The sequence below is a fragment of the Stenotrophobium rhamnosiphilum genome (assembly GCF_003052265.1).
GTDB classification, from domain to species: domain Bacteria; phylum Pseudomonadota; class Gammaproteobacteria; order Nevskiales; family Nevskiaceae; genus Stenotrophobium; species Stenotrophobium rhamnosiphilum.
Window position 1 is genome coordinate 662,620 of the sequence record NZ_QANS01000001.1, and the last position, 24,354, is coordinate 686,973.

22 protein-coding genes are annotated in these 24,354 nt (G+C 54.1%); 13 read left to right on the forward strand and 9 right to left on the reverse strand.

The annotated features are described in order from the left end of the window. Positions 1–13: 13 nt before the first annotated feature. Together CJD38_RS02985 and CJD38_RS02990 are read right to left on the reverse strand one after the other, a co-directional pair. Entirely contained in the window at positions 14–1,390 is a 1,377-nt protein-coding gene (locus CJD38_RS02985) for an MFS transporter (protein WP_107938793.1), read from the reverse strand. Positions 1,391–1,503: 113 nt separating this feature from the next. Continuing rightward, positions 1,504–2,961 carry a M81 family metallopeptidase gene (locus CJD38_RS02990; RefSeq protein ID WP_107938794.1) on the reverse strand — a complete coding sequence of 486 codons (1,458 nt, stop codon included), beginning with the start codon at positions 2,959–2,961 and terminating at the stop codon, positions 1,504–1,506. A 214-nt stretch (positions 2,962–3,175) separates the two neighbouring features. On the opposite strand from CJD38_RS02990, the gene CJD38_RS02995 reads away from it, so the two are divergent. The 5 genes from CJD38_RS02995 to CJD38_RS03015 all read left to right on the forward strand — a co-directional run bounded on the left by CJD38_RS02995 (position 3,176) and on the right by CJD38_RS03015 (position 9,439). After that, a complete protein-coding gene (locus CJD38_RS02995; protein ID WP_107938795.1) occupies positions 3,176–4,210 on the forward strand; it encodes an N-acetyltransferase DgcN family protein in 1,035 nt (344 codons plus the stop codon). Continuing rightward, complete coding sequence (dgcA, locus tag CJD38_RS03000; protein ID WP_107938796.1) at positions 4,207–5,190, forward strand: N-acetyl-D-Glu racemase DgcA; 984 nt, start codon at positions 4,207–4,209, stop codon at positions 5,188–5,190. Before CJD38_RS02995 ends, dgcA (CJD38_RS03000) begins: the two co-directional genes overlap by 4 nt. 99 nt (positions 5,191–5,289) lie before the next feature. Next, complete coding sequence (locus CJD38_RS03005) at positions 5,290–6,744, forward strand: M81 family metallopeptidase (RefSeq protein WP_107938797.1); 1,455 nt, start codon at positions 5,290–5,292, stop codon at positions 6,742–6,744. 21 nt (positions 6,745–6,765) lie between these two features. After that, positions 6,766–7,995 carry a metal-dependent hydrolase family protein gene (locus CJD38_RS03010; protein ID WP_107938798.1) on the forward strand — a complete coding sequence of 410 codons (1,230 nt, stop codon included), beginning with the start codon at positions 6,766–6,768 and terminating at the stop codon, positions 7,993–7,995. Positions 7,996–8,077: 82 nt separating this feature from the next. Then, entirely contained in the window at positions 8,078–9,439 is a 1,362-nt protein-coding gene (locus CJD38_RS03015; protein ID WP_107938799.1) for an L-serine ammonia-lyase, read from the forward strand. Positions 9,440–9,463: 24 nt separating this feature from the next. Here the strand turns inward: CJD38_RS03015 and CJD38_RS03020 are convergent, their stop codons facing one another. Next, positions 9,464–10,573, reverse strand: a complete 1,110-nt coding sequence (locus tag CJD38_RS03020; RefSeq protein WP_107938800.1) for a helix-turn-helix transcriptional regulator — start codon at positions 10,571–10,573, stop codon at positions 9,464–9,466. Positions 10,574–10,723: 150 nt separating this feature from the next. Here CJD38_RS03020 and CJD38_RS03025 point away from each other — a divergent pair, with 150 nt between their 5' ends. From CJD38_RS03025 to CJD38_RS03050, 6 genes are all read left to right on the forward strand, one after another. Further along, complete coding sequence (locus CJD38_RS03025; protein ID WP_107938801.1) at positions 10,724–11,860, forward strand: NAD(P)/FAD-dependent oxidoreductase; 1,137 nt, start codon at positions 10,724–10,726, stop codon at positions 11,858–11,860. Positions 11,861–11,983: 123 nt separating this feature from the next. Then, positions 11,984–13,051, forward strand: coding sequence for an N-acetyltransferase DgcN family protein (locus tag CJD38_RS03030; RefSeq protein ID WP_206362861.1), 1,068 nt, complete (start codon positions 11,984–11,986; stop codon positions 13,049–13,051). Continuing rightward, positions 13,051–14,034, forward strand: coding sequence for an N-acetyl-D-Glu racemase DgcA (gene dgcA / locus CJD38_RS03035; RefSeq protein WP_107938802.1), 984 nt, complete (start codon positions 13,051–13,053; stop codon positions 14,032–14,034). The genes CJD38_RS03030 and dgcA (CJD38_RS03035) overlap by 1 nt, the downstream gene beginning before the upstream one ends. 10 nt (positions 14,035–14,044) lie before the next feature. After that, positions 14,045–14,332, forward strand: coding sequence for a hypothetical protein (locus CJD38_RS03040; protein ID WP_146165904.1), 288 nt, complete (start codon positions 14,045–14,047; stop codon positions 14,330–14,332). Positions 14,333–14,400: 68 nt separating this feature from the next. After that, positions 14,401–15,429 (forward strand): L-threonine 3-dehydrogenase, encoded by a 1,029-nt coding sequence (gene tdh, locus CJD38_RS03045; RefSeq protein ID WP_107938804.1) that lies wholly within the window; start codon positions 14,401–14,403, stop codon positions 15,427–15,429. A 13-nt stretch (positions 15,430–15,442) separates the two neighbouring features. Then, positions 15,443–16,627: a glycine C-acetyltransferase gene (locus tag CJD38_RS03050; protein ID WP_107938805.1), complete on the forward strand. Its 1,185-nt coding sequence runs from the start codon at positions 15,443–15,445 to the stop codon at positions 16,625–16,627. A gap of 9 nt (positions 16,628–16,636) precedes the next feature. Here CJD38_RS03050 and CJD38_RS03055 read toward each other — a convergent pair whose 3' ends face one another. Continuing rightward, positions 16,637–17,032 (reverse strand): RidA family protein, encoded by a 396-nt coding sequence (locus CJD38_RS03055; RefSeq protein ID WP_206362862.1) that lies wholly within the window; start codon positions 17,030–17,032, stop codon positions 16,637–16,639. Between the two features lie 304 nt (positions 17,033–17,336). Here CJD38_RS03055 and CJD38_RS03060 point away from each other — a divergent pair, with 304 nt between their 5' ends. Continuing rightward, on the forward strand, positions 17,337–17,690 hold the full coding sequence (locus CJD38_RS03060; RefSeq protein WP_107938806.1) for a response regulator transcription factor: 354 nt from the start codon (positions 17,337–17,339) through the stop codon (positions 17,688–17,690). A gap of 18 nt (positions 17,691–17,708) precedes the next feature. Here the strand turns inward: CJD38_RS03060 and CJD38_RS03065 are convergent, their stop codons facing one another. The 5 genes from CJD38_RS03065 to CJD38_RS03085 form a co-directional block, all read right to left on the reverse strand. Then, positions 17,709–18,458, reverse strand: a complete 750-nt coding sequence (locus tag CJD38_RS03065) for a hypothetical protein (RefSeq protein ID WP_107938807.1) — start codon at positions 18,456–18,458, stop codon at positions 17,709–17,711. A 54-nt stretch (positions 18,459–18,512) separates the two neighbouring features. Further along, a complete protein-coding gene (locus tag CJD38_RS03070; protein ID WP_146165905.1) occupies positions 18,513–18,893 on the reverse strand; it encodes a hypothetical protein in 381 nt (126 codons plus the stop codon). 83 nt (positions 18,894–18,976) lie between these two features. Further along, on the reverse strand, positions 18,977–20,215 hold the full coding sequence (locus tag CJD38_RS03075) for a serine hydrolase domain-containing protein (RefSeq protein WP_161554145.1): 1,239 nt from the start codon (positions 20,213–20,215) through the stop codon (positions 18,977–18,979). Positions 20,216–20,237: 22 nt separating this feature from the next. Beyond that, a complete protein-coding gene (locus CJD38_RS03080) occupies positions 20,238–21,416 on the reverse strand; it encodes an MFS transporter (RefSeq protein WP_107938810.1) in 1,179 nt (392 codons plus the stop codon). A gap of 29 nt (positions 21,417–21,445) precedes the next feature. Beyond that, positions 21,446–23,056: a GMC family oxidoreductase gene (locus CJD38_RS03085; protein WP_107938811.1), complete on the reverse strand. Its 1,611-nt coding sequence runs from the start codon at positions 23,054–23,056 to the stop codon at positions 21,446–21,448. 333 nt (positions 23,057–23,389) lie between these two features. Here CJD38_RS03085 and CJD38_RS03090 point away from each other — a divergent pair, with 333 nt between their 5' ends. After that, on the forward strand, positions 23,390–24,304 hold the full coding sequence (locus CJD38_RS03090) for a helix-turn-helix transcriptional regulator (RefSeq protein WP_146165906.1): 915 nt from the start codon (positions 23,390–23,392) through the stop codon (positions 24,302–24,304). Positions 24,305–24,354: the final 50 nt, after the last annotated feature.

The window sequence follows — 24,354 nt, forward strand, 5'->3', positions numbered from 1 at the left end:
TGTAATGGTTCGTTCAGACAGCGCTTGCGGCTTTCTCATCAAGTGCTTTTAGGGCTGCTTGAGTCTCCGCTTGCTTTGCGCGTGTGATCGGAAATGTCCAAATGAGGAAAGCAGAAATTACGGCCCCAAATAAAGGCAGCCACGCAGTGACTAATCTGATTGCGAAAGCGCCTTCTGGGGTCTGATGTGTGGCCGTGGCATCAAAGCCGATCCAGCCTGCTAGCGCCAAACCTGCTGCTGCGCCAATCCCGTGGATTGATTTAATCATGAAGGAATAAACCGCGGAATAAATGCCGGACTGATCCTCGCCAGATTGCAGGCGTCCATGGTCTGAGGCATCTCCAATCATGGCCGGAATTGCTACCACGAGGGCCGTGATGCAGAAAATGCTGATCGGATTCAGGATCATCATCGGGATCAGACCCGTTTCGCCCACTGGAATAAAGCCCATGCCAGCAGAAGCGCAGGCTGTAATTACGAGTGCAATCGCTGCGACGCGATGGCGCTCAAAACGCAGACACATCCAGCCCCAGAACGGCAGGCTCAGCAATGAGAAGGGCATAACGATCAACATGATCGCCGCATAGTGCTTGCCGAGGCCGAGATAGCTGGTCACGAAGAGATAAGACGTACTTGCCGACATGCTGGCTACCATCGAGGCAGGGAAGACAGCAAGTAGCAGTCGCATCAGCGGACCGTTGCGCGCAATCATCATGACCAGCTCGCGCAAGCTTTGGCGTGGCTTCTTGATTTGTGGCGGGGCAGCTTCACCATCGGGCACTGTGGCGAGCGCGTAGAGGTTCATCGCAGGAACGCAGACGACGATGACCAGCGCTGTAAACGCTAGCGTCTGAAAGTTGAGTTCGGTGGTTGGCGTTATGCCCAGACTTTTGGTGATAAACGGCACCAGAAAGAAAACCAATCCGCCGGTTAGCATCGCGATTCCGCGCCACATTTGTATGCGCGCACGTTCTACATAGTCGCGCGATAAACCAAAGCTCCATGCGATGTACGGAATCTCGGTTAGTTTCCAGCCGACGTAAGTCACTGCCATCCAAATGCCGTAGTAGGTGACGGTAACGTTCGCTGGTGGGCGATACAAAAACCACAAGCCAATCACGGTGACGACGGTGCCAGCGAGAATCCAAGGTTTGCGACTACCTGTATTGCGAAACGTTCTGTCCGTCAGATAACCAATCAATGGATAGGTGAGGCCGTCAAACAGACGCGTTAGCAAAAGCACGGAAGCCAGAGCGACCAGTGATATTCCCGCATGCGCCGCATAGATGCCTTGCACCTGCGCTTCTGGCGCGTGCGTAAAGCCTTGCATGACTCCTGGGAGTGCAAAGGCCAGCAGGATGCTGCGCTTTAAAGGCTTGTTGGTATTCATTTGCTCCTTAATCGCGAACAGAGTCTGCGAATAGCGACTCTAATCCCGAGTGTGCTTTCATATTTTGATATCGACCATACGGGAAAACACCGGAATGGTGTCTGGCTAAGCCATTAGTCCGCAAATGGATTTTCTACCCGTGGCCAGTAATTGAGGCTGCGAATCTTGTAGGGAATTGCCGCCATATTCCGGTCAGTGGTTCCCGGGGTCATCAGGTAAATAATTTCGCCAGCAATCGGCGCAAAGCCTTGGTGAAAATGTTGATTGGATTTGACCACAATCAACTGCTTCTTCAAGACATCAATGCCCAGAGACTTGAAGGTCTCGGGAGAAAATACCTGGCCTCGAATGGAGTTCAGAACCAGATCAAGGCCATCGTCTGATTGAACCCAGACGACCGTTCCCAGCGGCATTCGCATGCCCAATCCCTGTTCAAACTGATTCTCACGAATCGCGCGAACCGTGACTTTCAGATCAACAGGATCACCCGACATTGGGCCGCACTTTCCACCGATGCGTAAATTGAGTGTTGCGCCGATGCCTGCGCTTTTGCATAGCTGTATCGCGCCTAAATCCCAGAAATAGCCGAGAACCGCATTGCTGATTCCAACGTCCAGCAGGGCGCGCAATACAAACGTGGCATCGCTCATGGCGCCGCCACCGGGGTTGTCACCGGTATCGGCCAAGACCACTGGAGTCGCTTTGGATTGATTCGCTTGCTTGAGCACTTCAGACAAGGGCGATGTTTGAGAATCGGTTTCTCGCTGATCCCAAATCTCTTGGCCCAATTGCGCCGCAAGCTTCGCAGCCTTTTCGACATCACCATCGGCAATTACCCAGAAACGTGCGCCGGAATCTGCGACATCGCCTGCGGGAAATCCATGACCGAATGACACCGAAAGAATGCCGTCTTTGCCTTCGAATGATTTCATGCGTGCGACGAACGATTGCATTGGCTCGCTGGTGGTTGCCCACTTTGCGACCATGCGGGTGTCGTACATCGCCGTTACTGGCGAGATCTTTTTGGCAACGTGATCAAGCATGATTCGATACAGCTCGCGCTCGCGATCGAGAATATCGGTGTGCGGATATTCCTTGTAGCAAATGATCGCATCTGCATTGCTCTGCATTTTTTCCGTGTAGTGACAATGCAGATCGAGCTCAACGCCGATGTGGATGCTGGGGCCGGTGATTTGGCGTACGCATTCGATTAAGTCACCTTCGCAATCGTCATAGCCTTCAGCAACCATCGCGCCGTGCAGATACAGCTGCACCGCATCAATCGGCATGGCTTGCTTCAAATCCGCGAGGATTCGTTCACGAAATTCTTCGTAGACTGCGCGCAGTGTTCGTCCAGCCGGTTGTGCAAACGCACAAAGGCTTTCGATGACTTCATGGCCGTCAGCCGCTGCCATGCGTTTCAGTTCGGCATGCATGGCGCCAACGCCAGCGGGATCCTTGATGCTGGCGTCATTCAGATGAATGCCGTAGGTCTCGTAATCAGTGCGTCCGGTCGGCACCACGGCGAAAGTATTGGTCTCGGTAATCAGCGTCGCTGCGAATATCTTCATGGGCTCAACTCTAGACCAACCGGAAACGTTCGGAAATTGCAGCGGGGAGTGTGCGATCAAACGGGGCAGCGCCATACCGAGGAATCACCGGAATTGGAGAGGGGCCGAGTGGTGCCTTTCTGCTCAAAAGCACCAATTTCCCGTGTTTCTTCTGATGTGAATACCGAGTCCGTGCTGCTTTACTGCCTCGGTCAATTTTCCGAGAGCTATTCAGATGAGCGTTGCCTCCAAATTTGAAACCACGGTGACTCTGCGTACGCCGTACCTGCTTTTCCTCGGCGAGGCGGATTTCGACGCGCGTGCCAAGACTGCGTTCGGTCTGCGCGACTGGGCGCCGAAACTGTGTCTGGGCCAGATTCGTCTCCCGGCTTGCAAGGTGACCTTGGGCTTGCCTGACATGACGCCTGCCGCCGCTGCGATTGCAGGCGCGGGTTCGTTGGTGATCGGCGTTGCGCCTAAGGGCGGGCAGATTGCTGAAAACTGGATTCCTACGCTGCGTCTGGCGATTGATGCGGGTCTGGATATCGTTAGTGGTATGCACGATTCGCTGGAAGATATTCCCGGCCTCGCTGAAGCAGCCAAAGCGCGCGGCGTTCGTTTGATCAACGTCCGCAACCCGCCATTGGATTTGCCTACAGGCACCGGCCGCAAACGCACGGGCAAGCGCTTGCTGACAGTGGGAACCGATTGCGCACTCGGCAAAAAATACACCGCGCTGGCGATTGCCAACGCGATGCGTGCTCAAGGCATTGATGCTGATTTCCGCGCAACCGGCCAGACCGGAATCATGATCGCGGGTCGCGGCTTGCCGATGGATGCCGTCGTCGCTGATTTCAGCGCTGGTGCAGCAGAATGTTTGTCGCCGGATGCGGCTCCTGATCACTGGGATATCGTTGAAGGGCAGGGTGCACTGTTCCATCCCGCTTACGCAGGCGTAACGCTTGGTTTGCTGCATGGCTCGCAACCCGATGCGCTGGTGCTGTGCCACGACCCTGCGATCTCAAGAATTAAATCGCTGCCAGTTTTCCCAACGCCGAGTCTCGAAGTTGCTGCGGCTCGCTATCTCGAAGCAGGCGCACTGACGAACCCTGCGATTCGCTTGGTCGGCGTTAGCCTGATCACGGAAAACATGGATGAGGTGACTCGTCAGCGAGTGTTGGGCGATGCCGAACAACGTTTAGGTGTTCCTGCGTTTGATCCTCTGAAGACTTCGCTCCAGCCGGTAATCGACCGTATGCTTGGTCGATGAAACGTAAGCTAAAAGTCAGTACTCGCTCTTGGCGGCTCAAAGAGCCGTTTGTCATCGCGCGCGGCAGCCGCACAACCGCCAACGTCATTGTTGTTGAGTTGGAAGGTGATGGACATGTGGGGCGTGGCGAAGCCGTTGGCGTGACTTATCGCGGCGAAACGATTGATGAATTGATCAAGCAGGTTTCGCAGGCGCAGGGCGTTGTTGAAGCGGGCGCTAGCCGAACAGAGCTTTTGCATTTTCTCCCGGCTGGCGGCGCACGCAATGCAATTGATGCGGCGATGTGGGATTTGGAAGCCAAACAGTCCGGCATCCCCGCGTGGAAAAGCGCAAAGATGAAATCGGGTGATAGCGTCGAAACCGCGATCACCATCGGCATGCGTTCCGTGGATGCTTATGAAACCGCTGCTCGACAGCTGTCCGGTCATCCATGGATCAAAATCAAAGTCGCGAAGGATGATCCTGTTGCGGCCGTAGCGGCTGTCCGTAGAGCAGCCCCGAAGTCGCGTCTGATTGTTGATGCCAATCAGGCATGGGAACTGGACGATCTGATTAAGTTTGCGCCTGAGCTGGAAAAGCTCGGCGTTGCTCTTCTTGAGCAGCCTCTGGCCGTTGGTCGCGACGAAGGCTTGGCAGGCGTGCGATGCCCCATACCTATTTGTGCGGATGAATCGGTCAATACGATTGATGACCTAGCGCATCTTGTCGGCCGCTACAGCTTCATCAATATCAAGCTCGACAAGACCGGTGGATTGACCTCTGCGCTGACGCTTGCTCATGCCGCGCAGGACTGCGGATTCCGACTCATGAGCGGCTGCATGGTGGCGAGTTCGCTCGCCATGGCGCCCGCAATGATTTTGGCGCAGATGTGCGAGATCAATGATCTGGACGGCCCGATGCTGCTTGCAGAAGATTGGCCCGGCGGAATCCGTTGTGATCTCGGCAAGATGCAGCCCCCTTGGCCGGACTTTTGGGGCTAGGATCGTCGGCAGGCGAACTCCTAGTATTTATACGGATGTGTACGCAGGGCTGACCTGCGAGATTCATATTACAAATCACGCTGTTTGATTAGGATTTCCATGAAGATTTTTGCCGCTACCTTTGCTACTGAAACCAATACATTTGCGGTTGCGCCGACAGGGCGTATTGATTTTGAAGCGGTTGGCGTCTTTCACGGTGATGGCAGCGCGCTGAGCCCAACCGGCATCGGCATTTTTCATGCTGAACTACAGAAGCTCGCTGCAGCAGACGGACATCAGCTTGTTGAAAGTCTCGCAGCGTTTGCACAGCCTTCGGGCCCTACGCTGCGTGCGGTGTATGAAGAATTCCGTCAAACCATTCTTGATGATCTGAAAGCTGCAATGCCGGTGGATGCCGTGTTGCTGGTGCTACATGGCGCGATGGTCGCGCAGGGTTATGACGATTGCGAAGGTGATCTCACCCAGCATGTGCGCGAGATTGTCGGCCCCAATGTGCCGATTGGCATGGAGTTGGATCTGCACTGCCATTACACGCAACTGATGCGCAAGAGCGCAGACATCATCATTGCTTACAAAGAGTATCCGCATACCGACGGCCTTGATCGTCTGCGTGAGCTTTACGTACTGACGACCCAGCAGGCCAAGGGCAATATCAAGCCCGTGACCGCTGTGCACGATTGCCGCATGGTCGGCATCTGGCACACGACGAAGGAGCCGATGATTTCCTTCGTCAAGCGTATGCAATCTTTTGAAGGCAAAGATGGCGTGTTGTCAGTTTCTTTAGGCCACGGATTCCCTTGGGGAGACGTTGTAGAAAACGGCGCGATGCTGTGGGTTGTCACCGACAACGATTTGGAAAAAGCCGACGCTCTGGCCAAGCAACTAGGCCGCGAGTTCTGGGATCTGCGTGCGCAGACTTACGAAGCACCGATGACAATCGCTGCGGCATTGACCGAAGCCAATGCTGAAAAAGCAGGCCCGGTTGTGCTGGCTGACATTGGCGACAATGCAGGTGGTGGTGCGATGAGTGATAGCACTTTCGTGCTCAAGCAGATGATCGAGATGGGCATCAGCAACGCTGCCATCGGCGCGTTCTGGGATCTGGGTGCAGTGGCAATCTGCAAAAGCGCCGGCGTGGGTGCAGAAATTAATCTTCGCCTCGGCGGAAAATGTGGCCCGCAGTCTGGTGATCCGATTGATGTGCGCGTCACTGTGCGCGCGATTAATGATGAACACAGTCAGCGTGGACTTGGTGCGATCTATCCTTTGGGGACGGGCGTGTGGGTTCAAACGCAGAACGGCATCGATATCGTGTTAAACACGCGACGCACGCAAGTGTTCTCACCAGATGCCTTCGAGAACCTTGGCATTTCGATGGAAGACAAGCAGATGATCATCGTGAAGTCATCGCAGCATTTTCATGCCCTGTTCGCGCCTATTGCGAAGAAGGTGCTCTACATCGGAACGCCGGGATCAACTTCGCAAACGTTTGCTGATATTCCGTTCGTTAAGCGCAGCCTGAACTACTGGCCTAAAGTAGAAAATCCATCGTAACGGCATCGTGAGAAAAACCTAATGTCGTATGTCCTGCTAGAAAATGCCCGACTGTTTGATGGCGTATCGCCTACGATCAGAGAAGGCGTGTCGGTACTGATTGACGGCAATCGCATCGTCGAAGTCTCCGAGTCGAAGATTCAGGTGGAGAACGCCGATCGCATCGATTGCCAAGGCAAAACACTGATGCCGGGCATGATTGATGCTCATGTGCATATTTATGCAGAGTCATTGAAGTTCGGTTCGCCCGAGCCACCGATCACGTATCGCGCTCAATACGCGCAGAAGTTCATGCGCCACATTCTCGGCTGCGGCTTCACATCGATCCGTGATGTTGCGGGCGGTGATCACGGCATGGCGATGGCGCTGCGTGACGGATTCTTTGTTGGCCCTCGTTATTACTACGGCGGTTTGTGCTTGTCGCAAACGGGCGGTCATGGCGATCTTCGTCAGAACTATGCTTCGGCATCGTTTTGCGATTGCGGTGCAACCCATAACTTCTTGGCCGTGATTGCGGATGGCGTTGATGAGTGCATCAAGGCTGTACGTGAAGAACTACGCAAAGGCGCCAACCACATCAAGATCATGGCATCGGGTGGCGTGTTGTCGCCGAGCGATCCGCTTGAGCGTTGCCAGTATTCCGACGCAGAAATCCGCGCCATCGTTGAAGAGTGCGATCGCCGTGGTGCCTATGTTGCGGCACATTGCCACACGGACAAATCCATTCGTCGCTGTGTCGAACTCGGTGTTCGCACGATTGAACATGGCACGCTAATTGAAGAAGAAACAGCACAGTTTGTTGCTGAACGTGGAGCTTTTGTCGTGCCGACAATGGCGACGATCTTCGCGCTCAAAGATGAGGGCAAGTCCTTCGGCATCGACGCGGTGTCTTACGAAAAGCTGTGTCGCGTTGCAGACTCCGCTATGGATGGCCTTGCAGTGATGAAAAAGGCTGGCGTCAAAATGGGCTTCGGCAGTGATCTGATCGGGCCGATGCATGTGCGTCAGGGAACAGAGTTCACGCTGCGCCGGAACATGTTGTCAGCCTGGGACATCCTGCATTCCGCAACGGTAGTGAATGCAGAAATCATAGGCATGGCCGGACAGCTTGGTGCTGTGATGCGGGGGTATCTGGCAGATTTGCTACTCGTGGATGACAATCCTCTCGACAACATTGATCTACTGGCAGCCAACGGCGCGCATTTGTCGCTGATCATGGTGGACGGCAAGTTCATCAAGCGCACTATTTAGGTAGGCGCTAAACCGGATCGGCACACACAACAGTCGAAGTGTTTGTTGGCAGAAGGATCACAGCGACACACTTTGAGACGACATGCGTACGAGTATTCTTGACCTCTTCAGAATAGGCGTTGGTCCTTCCAGTTCACATACGGTTGGTCCGATGCGTGCAACGCATGCGTTTGCCACATCACTCGCGACTTATGGGCAGTTGCTGGAAACAAAGCGAATCGAGGTAGAACTGTTTGGATCTCTGGCACTGACCGGAGTAGGGCATGGCACTGATCGCGCAGTCTTGTTGGGACTCAGCGGCGAGCGTCCAGACACAGTCGATCCGGACTGCATCGAACCGATCATTACTTCGATCAAAACGAATCAGCGCCTGAATTTGCTCGGTCAGCAGTCGATCGATTTCAACATCAAAACGGATCTGTTGTGGCGTAGAGATTTGACCTTGCCGGGTCATCCCAATGCACTTGCGTGTCGGGCATTCAATGCTGACGGGAAACTCCTGCAAAGCCGCACCTACTATTCCATCGGTGGTGGTTTCGTATTGCTTGAAGGCGAATCTGCACAGGCTGAGGTTGCGTATGCAGTGCCGCATCCTTTCTCAAGCGCAAGAGAATTGCTTGATCGCGCGACTGCTGCAAATCTTCCGATTTGGAAAGTAATTCTAGAAAACGAATCAGCGCGTCATGGCGAAGCGGTGGTGCGCAAGTACGTCGATGACATCTGGGCCGCGATGCGTGCCTGCATGGAACGCGGACTTATCACCTCCGGAATATTGCCGGGTGGTCTAAACGTAAAACGTCGTGCACCACGCTTGCATGCGCGACTCGCGGAGCAGAGCAGCAACGATCCGATGGTGGGCATGGATTGGATCAATGTTTATGCGATGGCGGTTAACGAAGAGAACGCTGCCGGAGGTCGTGTAGTTACTGCGCCTACGAATGGCGCAGCTGGCGTCATCCCCGCAGTACTGCGTTACTACGAACGCTTTGTGCCTGGTGCTGATCAGGACGGAGTGCTGCGTTTCTTTTTAACAGCGGGCGCGATTGGCGTTCTCTACAAGGAAAACGCTTCCATATCTGGCGCAGAAGTCGGTTGCCAGGGCGAAGTAGGCGTCGCCTGCTCAATGGCCGCGGCGGGTTTCGTTGCTGCTTTAAACGGAAGCAATATCGAAATTGAACATGCCGCTGAAATCGGCATGGAGCATCACCTGGGCATGACCTGTGATCCGATTGGTGGCTTGGTGCAGATTCCTTGCATCGAGCGAAATGCGATTGGTGCAGTCAAAGCCATCAACGCATCTCGCATGGCGATGCAAGAAGGATCAGAACACTCAGTCACGCTGGATCAAGTGATCAAGACGATGTTTGAAACCGGACGTGACATGCAATCGCGCTACAAAGAAACCTCGTTGGGAGGTTTGGCGGTTAATGTCGTTGAGTGTTAACGCGACAAGACTCGCACATCAGTTTTAGCTGAGTGCGAGTACCAGCTGCGTGCGGCGGCTGAGGCTCAACTTGCGGTAAATCGAGTTGAGCTGGAATTCAATCGTGCGACGTGAGCGGCACAGGTGCTCGGCAATTTCATCATTGCGCAGACCCTTGGCAACTAGAAGAGCAACACGACGTTCAGTTGGCGAGAGCTTCTGTAGCGCGGTCCAAGCTTCGGGTGACGGCTGTGCCGATGCCTTGCTGTCATCGCTTTCATCGTTGTGTTCATCGGCCAAGGTGACGACGTAGCAAGGACGTTCGCGCAAAGCGGCCGTGTGCAAATTACGTTCTACCGTTGCCGTCAGCCCTTTGATGTGCGGGTGATGTAGTTTCAGCGTTTTTCCACCCACAGCCTGGGGGCTGCTGGCAAAGAGATGGATCAAATTTTCAGGCAGCGACAGTTTGCGTTCGGCCGTTTCACGCAGACCGCGGTTCCAGCGCTCGCTGAGCTTTTTACCTTCTGCGGTGGCGAACAGCTGGTGTCCATCCTGTGCGATCAACAAGGTCGCAATCGGCATGCGGTACAAAAGATCTTCGTAGGCGAGGCGACGTGCGCAATCTTGCTCGAGTGCACGAATGCGCCGAAGACTGGCTTCGATCATCGGGTGCAGGTACTCGAGGAAGGCACGGTCATCGCTACTGAGCTCTGACTGCTCGGGTGGGCGATGAATACTCAGAACCGCTTCTGGCTGCTCATCGCGCCAGAAAGCCAGATGGACGAAATCGGTCCATTCCGGATCAGGCTCCTGCTCGACACGCCGACGCATCGCATCCGGATCTTCCGAGACGATCTGCGAATAGGTGTAAAGCTGAATCTTGGGGTGACGCTCGAGATACGGACCAGAAATGGTCAGGCTGGTCGCCGGCACATAGTCAGGATTGCGTGAATACTCGACATGGTGTTTGGCGCTCGTTGGTTCGAAGCCAACGATATTGAACATGAGGCTGCATGAACGATGTGGCAATTGATTCCGGACCAGCTTCAGGCAACTTTTCCAGATGCTGTCGAGATCAAGCGCGCTCTGTAGCTCGACGACTGCGGCGTGCGAGTCATCAAGAAGTTTGGCTGGGCGGTTGCGGATGTTTTGCATGGATTGAGTATATCCATAGCACTTTCTTGGGCGCTAGGTAAAAACACCTGAAATTAGGTGTTTTACACCTAAGTCCACCTATGCCTTAGTACGCACTATTCGGTGTATTTACTGATGTGATCAACAGGTCTGCCGATTAGGCTGAGTTCCATGATTGATCTGCAAAAATTTGACGTTATCGTCATTGGCGCCGGCATCGTCGGCGCAGGGGTGGCGGCTGAATTAGGCGCGGGGGTGCGGGCGGCCGTGCTTGAACAAGAAGCGCAGCCTGGTTATCACACCACCGGCCGCTCAGCCGCAGTGTTTGCTGAGAGCTATGGTGGCGAAACTGTTCGCGCCTTGTCTCGTGCAAGCCGGTCGTTTTTGACTTCTCCGACGGCGGGCTTCACCAATACAACACTGCTGACACCGCGTGGATTTCTATTCGTGGCGCGGGAAGACCAACTCAGTGGCTTGGAAACATTCGCTGATCAGGCGGATATGCGACTCACCGCCAAGCGCCTGACGCTCCCGCAAGCTTTCGAACGTATGCCATTGCTGCGACCTGAATACGTCGCTGGAGCGTTGCTAGACGAAGGTGCGAGCGATATCGAAGTTCATGCTTTGCATCAAGGCTATCTGTCGATGCTCAAGCGCAACGGTGGAAAATTATTCTGCAACGCTCGCGCGAACACGATCCAGAAGATCGGCAACGTCTGGCGCGTAAGCACTGAAGCGGGTGAGTTCGAAGCGCCCATCTTGGTCAACGCAGCAGGTGCGTGGGCAGAGCAAGTCGGCAACATGGCAGGCGTTAAGGGCATTGGCCTTCAACCGATGCGACGCACTGCAGCTTTGGTTGATGTGCCCGCCAGCGCAGGCATGGAGCACTGGCCGCTGACGATTGATATCGACGAAGAGTTTTACTTCAAACCTGATGCGGGTCGTCTGCTGATTTCACCTGCGGATGAAACTTTGAGCGAACCTTGCGATGCAGTGCCCGATGACATGGATCTGGCGATTGCAGTGGATCGCATCGAACGTGCGACCACGCTGGATATCCGGCGTATGCACAGCAGTTGGGCTGGCTTGCGCAGCTTCGTTTCAGACCGCACGCCTGTTGCTGGCTTTGCATCCGATGCGCCGGGATTTTTCTGGCTCGCAGGACAGGGCGGCTATGGCGTGCAGACTGCACCGGCACTGTCGCGCTTCGCTGCTTCACAGGTACTTGGACAGGCATTGCCTGCTGATCTGATCGACGTAGGCCTCAGTCCAGAAAAACTTTCACCAGCACGATTGCAAAACACCTGATGCAGTGGGGCTCATGCTCGCTTGTGGTGCGCAGGAAGTAGCAATTTCCCGCGTTATTACGGATGCGACGCGCCATCCTCAACTGGTCTACTGACACAGTCGAAATTAACCAAGAGATGAATCTTGAAACTGCTTTCCACTCAGCCTCAAACCGCTACAGTCGACCACGCCGAAGGCTTCGCCACGACGGTCGTCATCCGTAAGCCATACCTGTTATTCCTTGGAGAAGCGACGCATTTCTCTCAGGCCAAGACAGCATTTGGACTGCGCGATTGGGCACCAGAATCTTGCGTAGGGCAATGGTCTTTGCCGGGCTGTGCAGTGACGCTGGAACTCGCTGAGATGAATCCAGCGCAGGCCGCGGCGAAAGGCGCGGGCTCGCTGCTGATTGGTATTGCGCCAGTTGGCGGACGCGTTTCAGAGAGCTGGATTCCTAGCTTGTTCGCAGGCATCGAAGCCGGTCTAGATATCGTCAGCGGCATGCACACCTCGCTTGCAGATATCCCCGGACTCGCCGATGCAGCAAAGGCACGTGGCGTGCGCCTGGTTGATGTGCGTCGTCCACCAGAGAATCTGCCTACGGGCACTGGCCGCAAGCGCAGCGGCAAGCGATTGCTGACAGTGGGCACTGACTGCGCACTCGGCAAAAAATATACGGCGCTCGCTTTGACGAAGGCGCTTCGTGATCGTGGCGTTGATGCAGATTTCCGCGCCAGCGGCCAGACCGGCATTTTGATTGCAGGCAGCGGCATCCCGATGGATGCAGTTGTTGCTGACTTCACCGCTGGTGCTGCCGAGTGCTTGTCGCCAGATGCAGCGCCTGCGCACTGGGACATCGTTGAAGGGCAGGGCTCGTTGTTTCATCCCGCCTATGCCGGTGTAACGCTGGGCTTGGTGCATGGTTCGCAGCCTGACGCGATGGTGCTTTGCCATGACCCGTATCGCACGCACATTATTGCTGCGCCGGATTTTCCGACGCCGTCGCTGAAAGTTGCGATCAAACAGTATGAAGAAGCTGCGCAGCTGACCAATCCCGATGCACGCGTGGTTGGCATCAGCTTCAACACTTCGGCGCTTAGTGATGCTGAACGTAGCAAGTTGTTTGCTGACACGGAAAGTGAGCTGGGTTTGCCTTGTTTCGATCCTTTGAAGACATCAATGACCGCTGTCGTCGACCGGATGCTTGCCTAATGAAACGCACACTCAAGGCCTATGTGCGTTCGTGGCCGATGAACGAACCATTCGTCATTGCACGCGGCGCACAGACTTCGGCGGATGTCGTCGTTGTTGAAATTGGCTACGGCAATCTCGTCGGGCGAGGCGAGGCTGCGGGCGTTATGTACGCTGGTGAAACGCCAGAGACGATGCTGCAACAGATTCAGCAGGTTCGTGAATCGGTTGAAAACGGCGTTGATCCCGCCGGTCTTCTGTCGCTATTGCCTGCGGGCGGTGCGCGCAACGCACTTGATGCTGCGTTGTGGGATTTGGAATCAAAAATAACGGGCGTCCGCGCTTGGCGTCGCGCTGGTCTGGATCGTGGCGATGCGATCACGACGGCGATCACCATTGGTATTCGTGCAATACCTGAATACGAAAAATCTGCACGCGTGTTGGCAAATAACGCATGGATCAAGATCAAGGTCGATAAGACCGATCCGCTCGGCGCTGTGCGTGCTGTGCGTCTTGCTGCGCCGAATGCGAAATTGGTTGTCGATGCGAATCAGGCTTGGACGGTTGAAGACCTGAAGAATTTTATGCCTGCGTTGCTTGAGCTCCGCGTTGATTTGTTGGAGCAGCCGGTGAAGGTTGGCTTTGATGATGGCTTGAGCGGATACGAAAGTCCGATCCCGATTTGCGCGGATGAATCCATTAATACCGTTGCAGATCTGCCGAGTCTGGTCGGTCGTTACAGTTTCATCAACATCAAGCTCGACAAGACCGGCGGTTTAACCACGGCTCTGGAACTTGCGCGCGAAGCGCAGAAGCTGGGTTTCCGTTTGATGAGCGGCTGCATGTGTGGCGGCTCTCTGGCGATGGCGCCTGCGATGGTGTTGGCGCAGCTGTGCGAGATCAATGATCTCGACGGCCCGATGCTGCAATCAGAAGACTGGCCCGGTGGCATCGTCTACAAGAATGGCGTGATGACGCCGCCATGGCCTGAATTCTGGGGATGAAAATCTTGTGGTGAAGTGCCGCTTTCAGATTTCTGCGGAAGCAGATCCGCTGGTTGCGGTGCGTGTTTTTCACCTGATCTCCGTGCGCAATGCAACGCCGGAGAAATTCAGTTTCGAAAAGAACGGCACACAGATTCGCATGACGCTGGACATGCTTTGCCGCGACGAGCCGACATCGCGTCTGTTGGAGTGCAAGTTCTTGAGTATTCCAACAGTCAATCAAGTGCTGCGAGTGGTGTTCCCCAAAGTGCTCGCAGGCAATGTTGATGAAACTCCAGCGCCAGCCTTTTGGATTTAAGCGCTATCTGGTTTGCGTATCAGCCTGAGTAGGCAATCGATTCGCAGCTTTCAATATGAGATGACACGATGAAAGCACTCGTTAAGCAAGAAGCAAAAACAGGTCTTTGGCTCAAAGATGTTCCAGAGCCTGAGATCGGCATCAACGATGTCCTCATTAAAGTGAAGCGCACCGCAATCTGCGGCACCGACATGCACATCTGGAATTGGGATGCGTGGGCGCAGAAAAACATTCCTGTGCCGATGGTCGTGGGTCACGAGTTCGTCGGTGAGATTGTTGAAGTCGGCTCCAACGTCAACGATTTTCATCCGGGCCAAATCGTTTCTGGCGAAGGCCATGTCGTCTGCGGTCGTTGCCGAAATTGTATGGCCGGTCGTCGTCATCTGTGTGCGCACACCAGTGGCATCGGCGTTAATCGTCCCGGCTCATTCGCTGAGTACGTGTCGTTGCCGATGGCGAATATCTGGGTGCATCGCGACGATATCGATCTGGATGTTGCAGCACTGTTTGATCCATTCGGCAACGCAGTTCATACGGCCTTGAGCTTTCCAGTTCTTGGAGAAGATGTGTTGATTGCGGGCGCTGGCCCCATCGGCATCATGGCAGCTGCGGTATGTCGTCATGCCGGTGCACGCCATGTTGTGATCACTGACATCAATCCTGAACGCTTGCGTCTTGCGGTGAAGATGGGTGCGACGCGTGGCGTTGATGTGCGCACGGAAAAGCTTGCTGATGTGCAGAAGGAATTGGGCATGACAGAAGGCTTTGATGTGGGCCTTGAGATGTCCGGCAATCCATCTGCATTCCGCGATCTGTTGGAAAATCTTTGCCACGGCGCCAAAGTCGCCATGCTTGGTATTCCGTCTGGCGAAGTCGCTATCGACTGGAATACGGTGATCTTCAAGATGCTGACGATCAAAGGCATCTATGGTCGTGAGATGTATGACACCTGGTACAAGATGTCGACGATGATCGACTCGGGCCTCGATCTGCGCCCGATCATCACGCATCGCTTGCCTTACGCCGAGTTCGCCGATGGCTTCGATGCCATGAATAGCGGCAAAGCGGCGAAGGTCATTCTTGATTGGTCGAAGTAGGGCGGATTGAACGATGAATACGGCTTACCGCGACCACCTCACATCTGAGCTCGCCGCAATACGCGCGGCAGGTTTGTACAAAGGCGAGCGCGTCATTGAGACGCCGCAGAATAGTCATGTCGGTGTTTCAGGCAAGCGCCTGATTAATCTTTGTGCGAATAACTATCTGGGTTTGGCGCAAGACGAAGAAGTGCGTCAGGCGGCCATGCGCGGCTTGGAGACCTGGGGCTATGGCATGGCCTCGGTCCGTTTTATCTGCGGCACGCAGACGATTCACAAGCAGCTGGAAGCGACGCTATCCAAATTCTTGGGCATGGAGAGCACGATTCTCTATCCATCCTGCTTTGATGCAAACGGTGGTTTGTTCGAGACGCTGCTCACGGAAGCTGACGCCGTTATCTCTGATGAGTTGAATCACGCCAGCATCATCGACGGTGTTCGCTTGTGCAAAGCCAAGCGTTATCGCTATAGCAACAACAATATGGCGGACTTGGAGCAGAAGCTTCAGCAGGCGCGCAGTGATGGCGCTCGCTTTGTGCTGATCTCCAGCGATGGTGTGTTCTCTATGGATGGGACCATTGCCCGCGTTGACGAGATTTGCGCATTGGCTGAGAAGTATCAAGCGCTGGTGCACATTGATGAAGCGCATGCCACCGGATTCGTTGGTAGCAGCGGCAGAGGCACTCACGAATATCGTCAGTGCATCGGCAAGGTCGACATCATCACCGGCACGCTAGGCAAGGCCTTAGGTGGTGCCAGCGGTGGATTTACTGCCGCCAGCAGCGAAATCGTTGAGATGCTGCGTCAGCGCTCGCGGCCTTATTTATTCTCCAATACCGTTCCGCCCGTCGTCGTTGCTGGAGCCATCAAGGCATTGGAGATTGCAGAAAGCGCCAATCATCTGCGAGCGGCACTGAAACGAAATGGCGAGCACTTCCGTAAAGGATTGACTGCTGCCGGATTTGAATTGCTGCCCGGTGAACATCCCATCATCCCGGTGATGCTGCACGACGCTACGCTCGCAGCGAAAGTCGCTGAGGGTTTGTTAGCTGAGGGCGTTTACGTCACCGCGTTCTCATATCCAGTCGTGCCAAAAGGCAAAGCACGCATCCGCACGCAGATGTCAGCAGCGCACACGCTTGATGAGTTAGATCAAGCGATCGCTGCGTTCACCGCGGTGAAAAAGAGATTGATGTAAGTCGTATGGCTACTTCTGTGAAGCGCCCGCATAAGCCGTCGCTTCGATCTCTACCTTTGCGCCGGGAATCAGCAAATCACTGACTACCGTTGAGCGAGCGGGTGGGTTGTTCGGGAAGTACTCGCGGTAGGTGTTGTTGAAAGCCGCAAAATCCGCCTTGTCCGTAATCCACACGCTGACCTTAACAATAGCGTCGAGGCCCACGCCTGCTTGCCCAAGAATGGTGCGAATGCGCTCAATGGCTTGTCGCGTTTGTGCAGTGATGTCATCGGCGACCAATACACCTTTGTCATCAAGGCCCAACTGGCCCGATGCAAAAACAAAATCCCCAGCGCGAACAGCAGGCGTGAGAGGCACTGTGCTGCCATTGGCCAGAACCATGGGTTTGCCGATGTATTGGATCACTGTTTTATCCGTGTATGAATGTCTAAAGCGCAGTGTCGGATAAAAGAGCTATCGGCAGATACCAAGAAAACACCGGAATTGAAAATAAACCTGCGGTACCTGCGCAATGGGTTTGATATTGGCAACGCTATTGCATGAATAAGGTGGAGCGCAGTGGCCCAAATCGATCCCAATATGCGCACTTTGTTGGCGTTACGGGGAAACACCTAATTTTTTCGAAAACCGCAACGTAAAAGTAATATTCGTACACAATTTTCCATCGAGAACTTTGCATCTTCTGCTTACCGCACTAATAGGTAGCCTAATGTCATTTTCCAATGAGTCATTTCTGGCACAAACACATGCTCAAGGTTATGGAGACATGTTCAATGGCTACGGTTCTTTTGTCGTCGTTGTTTCTGATTCCACGCAAGTGCCAGCGGTGCAGGCCTACAAAGCCCCAGCAGCTAATACTTCTCTTCTTGGATTTCTGACGCCGCGCGAAATAGAAATTCTCGAGCTACTCGGAACAGGACTATCCGTTAAAGGCGCTGCACGAGAGTTGGCCATTTCTCCAGGCACAGTGAAATGGCATGTTAAAAACATTTACTACAAACTCGGCGCAAGCTCTCGCGAAGATGCTTTGTTGAAAGCGCGTCTGCGGAAAATTATTGAATAGTGGCAGCTATACCTGCTGTCAGCGAGAAACAAAATCTCTGATACGAAAAGCAGTTCTTTCTGAAAGGTAAGTTCCAAGCTCACTTATATTTGAAAAATCGGTTTGAATATCCAGTGGACCGATTTCAGTGTCTCGCCGTATTTCTAATCGGTATGTAGAGCCTTCCCGCGTTATTGTCGCGAATCTTTCCAATATGAGATTGCTCTCTTTCGATGCTATTGCGGCTCGAAGAGAGGGCTGACTTTGCATCTTTAAAGCGACTTGCTGCTCCAAGTGACGCTGCCTCTCTGCGCTACCCCATGCTGGATAAGAATAAATCTGTAGCCCTGCTGGAGGTTCGCTAAGGACATTGATCTTATAGTTGAAGTACAGCGGAGTAAAAAGGAACGTCCATAGTCCGGAAAACCACGTTGTTTGATCCCGCGAAGACGCGAGTAATTTGTTCATTCGATTTCGAGCCATGAAGCCCCAAGTAAGAAGTGAGATGGTCAAAATCCAATCTACTACCCCACCTGTATTTTCTATGGCAGCATTCTCTTGAAAGATAAAATGGCCAATGGACAAAGTAATAGAGCTATATGAAAGTAAGAAGAGCGTTGCGTTAAGGATCGCGGGAATACGTTCCTCTTGCCCCAATCGTTGATTAATAGCCTTGGACTGTTTGGCGCAATAGTGTGCAATGTAAGCGCCAAATGTGATGCCGCTGAGAAAGAAGAGCAGGGTAGTACTGTGAACTCGAAGTCCTCTGATTAAATCTTCTTGCGGCATGAAATCTTCCTGATTAATTGCACAGAGTCTAATAAAGATTTCAAATCACTTCTATTACAAATAAACCGAGACCAAAAAGTCACGTACTTCCTGACTGTCGCAGTCCGCTTGATCAAAAATTATCTTCTTGAACGTTGATTCAATCCGGTCAACTGCATCCTTATCTGGCGCATTGGTTTCTTTGAGCTTCGCATAAGTCACTTCACCGCTACTGTTTATTGCGAAGTCGATTTTAAAATCGATAATCCCACGCACTCTTTCTGCGCCACTGATCGCAACGCCGATCACGACCCTGTTGGACTGTACGTCGCGTTTGAGCGCTTGTTCTGTTCGAGCGACGCAGCCGCCCGCGTGTGCATCACTCAAGAACGTTAGCGCAAAGGCTAAGCAGAGCGTGCTAGCTCGTAAGTAGCGTTTTGAATTTGACTGAGACATGCGCCGGTTGGACCTGAATTCCAATATATCGATGAAGCGATTTCTGGAAGCGATCCTACCAAAGGCGACAACAAGAATTTTGATTAAGCGGTTATATCGAAAGCACTACTCTGCGCAATCGGACGCAGATAGTGAAATTGCGCGCGTTCATCGCTGGTGGAGAAGAAGGCGGCGACCACGTCACGTGTGGGTGAGACGTAGAGCGCTTGGCCATGGAATCCTGCCTTGAACATATCGCCGTCTCGGAAAACGGCGTCCCATTGCCATGAGCAGGCCTCGGGTGATTCGCCAAACCATTCCGTAAGTGTGGGTCGCTTGGCTGACAGTGGATACAAATTCGGCCGACCGCCGTTCTGGATCATTCGCAGCACTTCTTTCGAGATCACTGGACGTTGCCGCTGTCCGGTGGGAGTGAAGGCCAAGCCCAGTCGGGCAAGATCGCGCAGGCTTGAAGAAAACATGCCGTGTGCAATCGCGTTTCCTTGAGGCGCGAGACCCATCATGCCGTTTTGTTCTGCTCCGATTCGCGACCATATGCGCTCGCTAAGCACATCTGCGTAGCGGCGGCCTGTCACTTTTTCGATGATCAGTCCGAGCATATTGGTATTGGCGGACGAGTATTCAAAGACTTCGCCTGCAGGCCGTTTGCGGGTCATGCTGAGAAGCGCTTCGTTGTGCGTCAGCATTTCGCGACCATCTTCAGGTTCAAGAATTCGCTCGGCCATGATGAGACGACTTAATTCTGATTGAGGTGAAGCGTAGGAACTGATTTCCAATTCTTCGGCATTGATTCCGCTGCAATGATCGGCGACGTCTTGAACCGACGTACCTTGCCATCCGCTGGCTGCGAACTCTGGAAGAAAATACTCAACCGGGCGCGTCGGATCTAACACTCCATCGCAGACCAGCATCGCGGCGAGGGTGCCAGCGAGCACTTTCGCGCTAGACCACCAGAGATGATTGTCTTCAGGACGCATGCCCGGATAGCGCTCAAAGACGATGCGTCCGCGATGCAACACGATAAAGCCCTGCACACGAGAGCGAGGGTCATTCAGAAGTTGATCAAGCGTCAGTTCGCCCAACGCCGTGCATGCGCTAACGGCGCCAATGCTGCCCTCAATGTCGATGTCAGCGGCGAGGGGAAGATCCATCACCGCACCCCCTCGCGCAACGACTTGGTGCGGGAAGAACTGCGGCATGTTGAGATACATGTAAAGCGCCTGCTCGCCAGCGACGGCGATGTTGTTGGCGCGATACTGTCGCTGCAGATCGTAGGCTTCTTCAGCAGAGAAGCCACGCTTGGCGCGCTCGAATTCGCTCATCAAAACTCCATTGTCGAATCGTCTACAAAGCTGACTTTCGAGCTCGGCGATCCATCTGCACAAGAATGCCCACTGAAAGTAGCAAGCAAATGAGATAACAAGACACGCTGACCCAAGCGACATAGCTATAGCCGCCGGAGACAACTGTTGCAGCCATCGCAGGGCCTAGTGCGGCGCCGCCAGCTTGCAGTGCTCCGCCTGCGCTATTCCAGCGACCCGACGAATCGAGCGTTGCGATAGCGCCTTGCAAATAAGGCAGCCCCAAGAACCAACCAATCTTGATCAGCACGGCTCCGGCTGCAAATGTCGCGACAGAATTTCCGTGTGCCAATAGCAGCGCTGAACTGATGACGATCAAATAGCTCACCGCCTGTGGAATTAATAAACCAGAACGTTGCCCCCACAGCAATGCCAGCGCAGCACCTGCAGCGCCGCCTAATACTGAGATGCCAAGAAGCAGCGCCACGCTCTGCTGATCAAGGCCCACGTGCAAGCCGATGCGCTCTTGATAAGTCCACAGCGCTGCGTGTCCGGCGTAAACGAACAACATCGTTAAACCCAATCGGATTAGTGCACCGATATTTCCGCTTGCGCTTGGCTGTATTTTTCCGCTGCTTGCATCCGTTTGCGGTGGCATGCGACTTGGCAATCGTCGCGCACTCAAAAGGCCTGCGGCTGCTAACACGGCGGAAAGCGCCATCAAGCCTGAAGAACCGAAGTCGCGCGCGACCACACCGGACAACATCAGAAGCGCAGCTGCATACAACAGCAGGCTCACACCCGCGATTGAGTAATCACGTTGCGGATTGGGTCGCGCGGCCAGTGCGCTATAGAGCACTGCAAGCGTGACGCCGATACCAAGCCCGGCCAGTATTCGCGCCGCCGCTAATTGCGGATACGAACTCGCCAGAGTGGTCAGCGCGCAGCTGAGAAGAACGGTCCACATTGCAATGGTGGCAACTTGGTCTCGTTTGAACACGTGGCCATGTAGTGAGAACCACAGTAGCCCAACCATGTACGCGGCTTGCTCCATGGCGAAAACGTAGCCCGCCTGCTGTTCGCTGATGCCAAGCCCGTCGATAAATGTTCCGAGCAGAATCGGAGCGATCGTTGTGCTCGACATGCCGGTCATGCCAACCAGCAAGAGCGAGAACAGAAAGCGCCCGGATTGGAGGTAAGACGAATCGAAGTTCCGCGTCATCAATGGCTCACTGATCGGTATGGGCAATCTTAGAGGGCAGCATCAGCTTTGATCAGATCAGCCGCGCGTTCACCAATCATGATGGCCATCGCGTTTGTGTTGGCGTTCACCAACGTAGGCGCAATCGATGCGTCCACCACGCGCAGGCCGTTAACGCCGTGTACTCGGCATCTGGCATCAACAACTGCAGCGGGATCGTCTCCCATTTTGCATGTACCTACCGGATGGTAATGCGGGAGAGACTTCGCTTTCAGATAAGCGACGATTTCTGCTTCAGTCGATACAGCCGGGCCAGGGCTCACTTCGCGCACGACCTGCTCGCGCATAGGCGTGCTCTCCATGATCTTTCTGCATAAATGGATCAATCCAACAAACGCTGGTAGATCACGCTCATCCATTAAGGCCGGACGAATCAACGGAGCATCTGCTGGATCTGCAGAGCGCAGTCGCACATCGCCGCGCCCAATGGGATTTCCCAGATTAGGAATTAGAGAGACTGATGCAAACTTGTAAATCTGGTGCTTGCTTCCCTGGTGCTCCAAGCCAACCGGCGTAAAGTGAATTTGCGCGTCAGCTTCTTTCAGGTCCGGTTGAGATTTAACGAATGCAATCGACTCGCAGCCCGGCATCGTCATGAGGCCGTCTTTAGAACGCCACCATCTCAGCAACGCTTTTGCGAGCGAGAACGGGTTGTATTGATTGTTCATGGTGGGCTGTCGCATCTCCCACGTCATCCAAGGGCCGCAATGATCTTGCAAGTTGCTGCCAACGCCCGGGCGGTTGAGCAAAACCGGAATTCCCAAATCTTTCAAATGTGCTTCGGGGCCGATACCTGAGAGCATGAGCAGCTTTGCTGAGCCGACAGCGCTTGCAGACAAAATGACTTCGCGTCGCGCGCGCGCCGTCGACAATGCGCTACCACGGCGGAACTCAACGCCAACAGCACGCAGTCCTTCGAATAGAACGCGCGTGGCCATTGCGCCAGTGACGATATTCAAGTTCGGTCGTTGGCGTGCGCGATCAAGATACGCCCATGCGGTGCTGTCTCGACGTCCGTTGAATTGCGACACTTGGTTCTGTGCAACGCCTTCTTGGCGTGCGCCGTTGAGGTCGGGATTTGCGGGAACTCCAGCCTGTATCGCCGCCTGCACAAATGTCTCAGCTAATGGATGAGGGCTACACACTGGCGATACATGCACAGGCCCGTCCTTACCGTGGTATTCACCGCCGAAGGCGAGGCTGGTCTCCAGCTTTTTGAAATACGGAAGTACATCGTCCCAGCCCCAACCCGGATTACCCGCTAAACGCCAGCGGTCGTAATCCTCGCGATTGCCGCGAACAAAAATCTGACCGTTAATTGATGAACTGCCGCCGAGTACCTTGCCGCGTGGCCAGTAGTCGCGCTGTCCTCCACGTGTGGCGTCTGGCTCGGCCCACTCACCCCAGTTGTAGCGGGGATTGTCGTAGGCGAGGGCACCGCCAAGCGGCACCGTAAAAAAAAACTTGCGATAGCTGCCGCCTGCTTCAAGCAGCGTTACGCTCACCGCCGGATTCTCTGACAAGCGATAGGCTAGTGCTGCGCCTGCGCTGCCGCCACCAACGATCACGTAGTCAGAAACAAGTTCGTTCGATTGAGTCATGGTCTGCTTTTAATTTGAATTTCGAGTGCATCTGCGCGGCAACCATTATTGGCAGGCTTGGCCCAACAAATGGCGGCCAAGATTTCACGTTATATCGGTTGATGGTCAATTTGAGCATGTGGGCAATTGAGCCTTCCTTTCCTTTCCTGACGAACACCTTTGCGTGTCGATTTGGACGCCTAGAAACCGCGTGGTTTCTTGGTATATGGGATAGATTGGTGACGATGCGTTGATCATAAAGGCGCAGGCTCCGGTGCAGGCTCTTCGGCTATTGACCGAAGGGGGTAAAGCTGCTCCACTGGATCGAAGGATAGTTGAGTAACGAGGCGGCCAGTGGACGGTCAGTTGGTTCAAGAAGTACTTCGAATACCGGCGGAACTGGGTTCCGGCCAGGCCATGATGTATCGGCCAGAGGATCACGTCTTCGCACTTTCTGAGCGCTACGAACTCAACCGCGAAGGCGCGTTACGCGTGAACGGTCACGACTGTCTCAAAATCCAGTTTCGTCTAGAAGGTCACGCATCATTCCGTTTCGGGAGTAAACATCTCCTCGAGTTGGCGCCCTACGAGGCAGCGATTGTTCTCGATGGCAGCGACGTTGAGAAGGATTGCCTTGTTCAACCGGGCGTGACTTCAACAATCATGCTGGGCTGCGACGCCGAATTTCTGAGTCGCTATTTCGAAGGCGACTGCCGTGATTTGCCACGTCAGATTCGTCAGTTCCTGGCCGACAAAAGTATGAACTTCTACTGCGGTTCGCTGCCGATGACACCATCGATGGTCGCCGCATCTCGTGCGCTTTTGGTCTCAACGCACACCGGTGTAATTAGACGCGCGTACTTTCAAGCGAAGATTGTGGAGCTTCTCTGCGATATGTTCCAAAGCTTGGGTGCATCAGAAACACCAGACACACTGCCTTCTCGCGTGATCGCGCAATTGGAATCGGTGCGGGAACGCATTCATCAACAGTTCGCCCAGCCGCTGACCGTGACTGAACTTGCGCATGCAGTCGGCACCAATGAATCCAAGCTGTCTCGCTTGTTCCGTGAGCGTTACGGCGTGCCGGTTTACGAATACCTTCGCAACGTGCGTCTGAATCGTGCACGCGAATTGCTTCGCTCGCCCAACTACACAATCACCGACATTGCCCTCATGGTTGGCTACGAGCACCCAGCAAATTTCGCCACTGCGTTCCGAAAAGAGTTTGGAATCTCCCCACGACAGGGACGCATCGTATCGGTGCAGTAGATGTCGCTGAGTGGCTAGCGGCCGTAATGCCATCAGGATCGCAAAGAAAG

Excerpts from the sequence above, each read along its gene's own strand:
- CJD38_RS02985 (WP_107938793.1), bottom strand. The coding sequence starts at position 1,390 with ATGAATACCAACAAGCCTTTAAAGCGCAGCATCCTGCTGGCCTTTGCA.
- CJD38_RS02990 (WP_107938794.1), bottom strand. The coding sequence starts at position 2,961 with ATGAAGATATTCGCAGCGACGCTGATTACCGAGACCAATACTTTCGCC.
- CJD38_RS02995 (WP_107938795.1), top strand. The coding sequence starts at position 3,176 with ATGAGCGTTGCCTCCAAATTTGAAACCACGGTGACTCTGCGTACGCCG.
- dgcA (WP_107938796.1), top strand. The coding sequence starts at position 4,207 with ATGAAACGTAAGCTAAAAGTCAGTACTCGCTCTTGGCGGCTCAAAGAG.
- CJD38_RS03005 (WP_107938797.1), top strand. The coding sequence starts at position 5,290 with ATGAAGATTTTTGCCGCTACCTTTGCTACTGAAACCAATACATTTGCG.
- CJD38_RS03010 (WP_107938798.1), top strand. The coding sequence starts at position 6,766 with ATGTCGTATGTCCTGCTAGAAAATGCCCGACTGTTTGATGGCGTATCG.
- CJD38_RS03015 (WP_107938799.1), top strand. The coding sequence starts at position 8,078 with ATGCGTACGAGTATTCTTGACCTCTTCAGAATAGGCGTTGGTCCTTCC.
- CJD38_RS03020 (WP_107938800.1), bottom strand. The coding sequence starts at position 10,573 with ATGCAAAACATCCGCAACCGCCCAGCCAAACTTCTTGATGACTCGCAC.
- CJD38_RS03025 (WP_107938801.1), top strand. The coding sequence starts at position 10,724 with ATGATTGATCTGCAAAAATTTGACGTTATCGTCATTGGCGCCGGCATC.
- dgcA (WP_107938802.1), top strand. The coding sequence starts at position 13,051 with ATGAAACGCACACTCAAGGCCTATGTGCGTTCGTGGCCGATGAACGAA.
- tdh (WP_107938804.1), top strand. The coding sequence starts at position 14,401 with ATGAAAGCACTCGTTAAGCAAGAAGCAAAAACAGGTCTTTGGCTCAAA.
- CJD38_RS03050 (WP_107938805.1), top strand. The coding sequence starts at position 15,443 with ATGAATACGGCTTACCGCGACCACCTCACATCTGAGCTCGCCGCAATA.
- CJD38_RS03060 (WP_107938806.1), top strand. The coding sequence starts at position 17,337 with ATGTCATTTTCCAATGAGTCATTTCTGGCACAAACACATGCTCAAGGT.
- CJD38_RS03065 (WP_107938807.1), bottom strand. The coding sequence starts at position 18,458 with ATGCCGCAAGAAGATTTAATCAGAGGACTTCGAGTTCACAGTACTACC.
- CJD38_RS03070 (WP_146165905.1), bottom strand. The coding sequence starts at position 18,893 with ATGTCTCAGTCAAATTCAAAACGCTACTTACGAGCTAGCACGCTCTGC.
- CJD38_RS03075 (WP_161554145.1), bottom strand. The coding sequence starts at position 20,215 with ATGAGCGAATTCGAGCGCGCCAAGCGTGGCTTCTCTGCTGAAGAAGCC.
- CJD38_RS03080 (WP_107938810.1), bottom strand. The coding sequence starts at position 21,416 with ATGACGCGGAACTTCGATTCGTCTTACCTCCAATCCGGGCGCTTTCTG.
- CJD38_RS03085 (WP_107938811.1), bottom strand. The coding sequence starts at position 23,056 with ATGACTCAATCGAACGAACTTGTTTCTGACTACGTGATCGTTGGTGGC.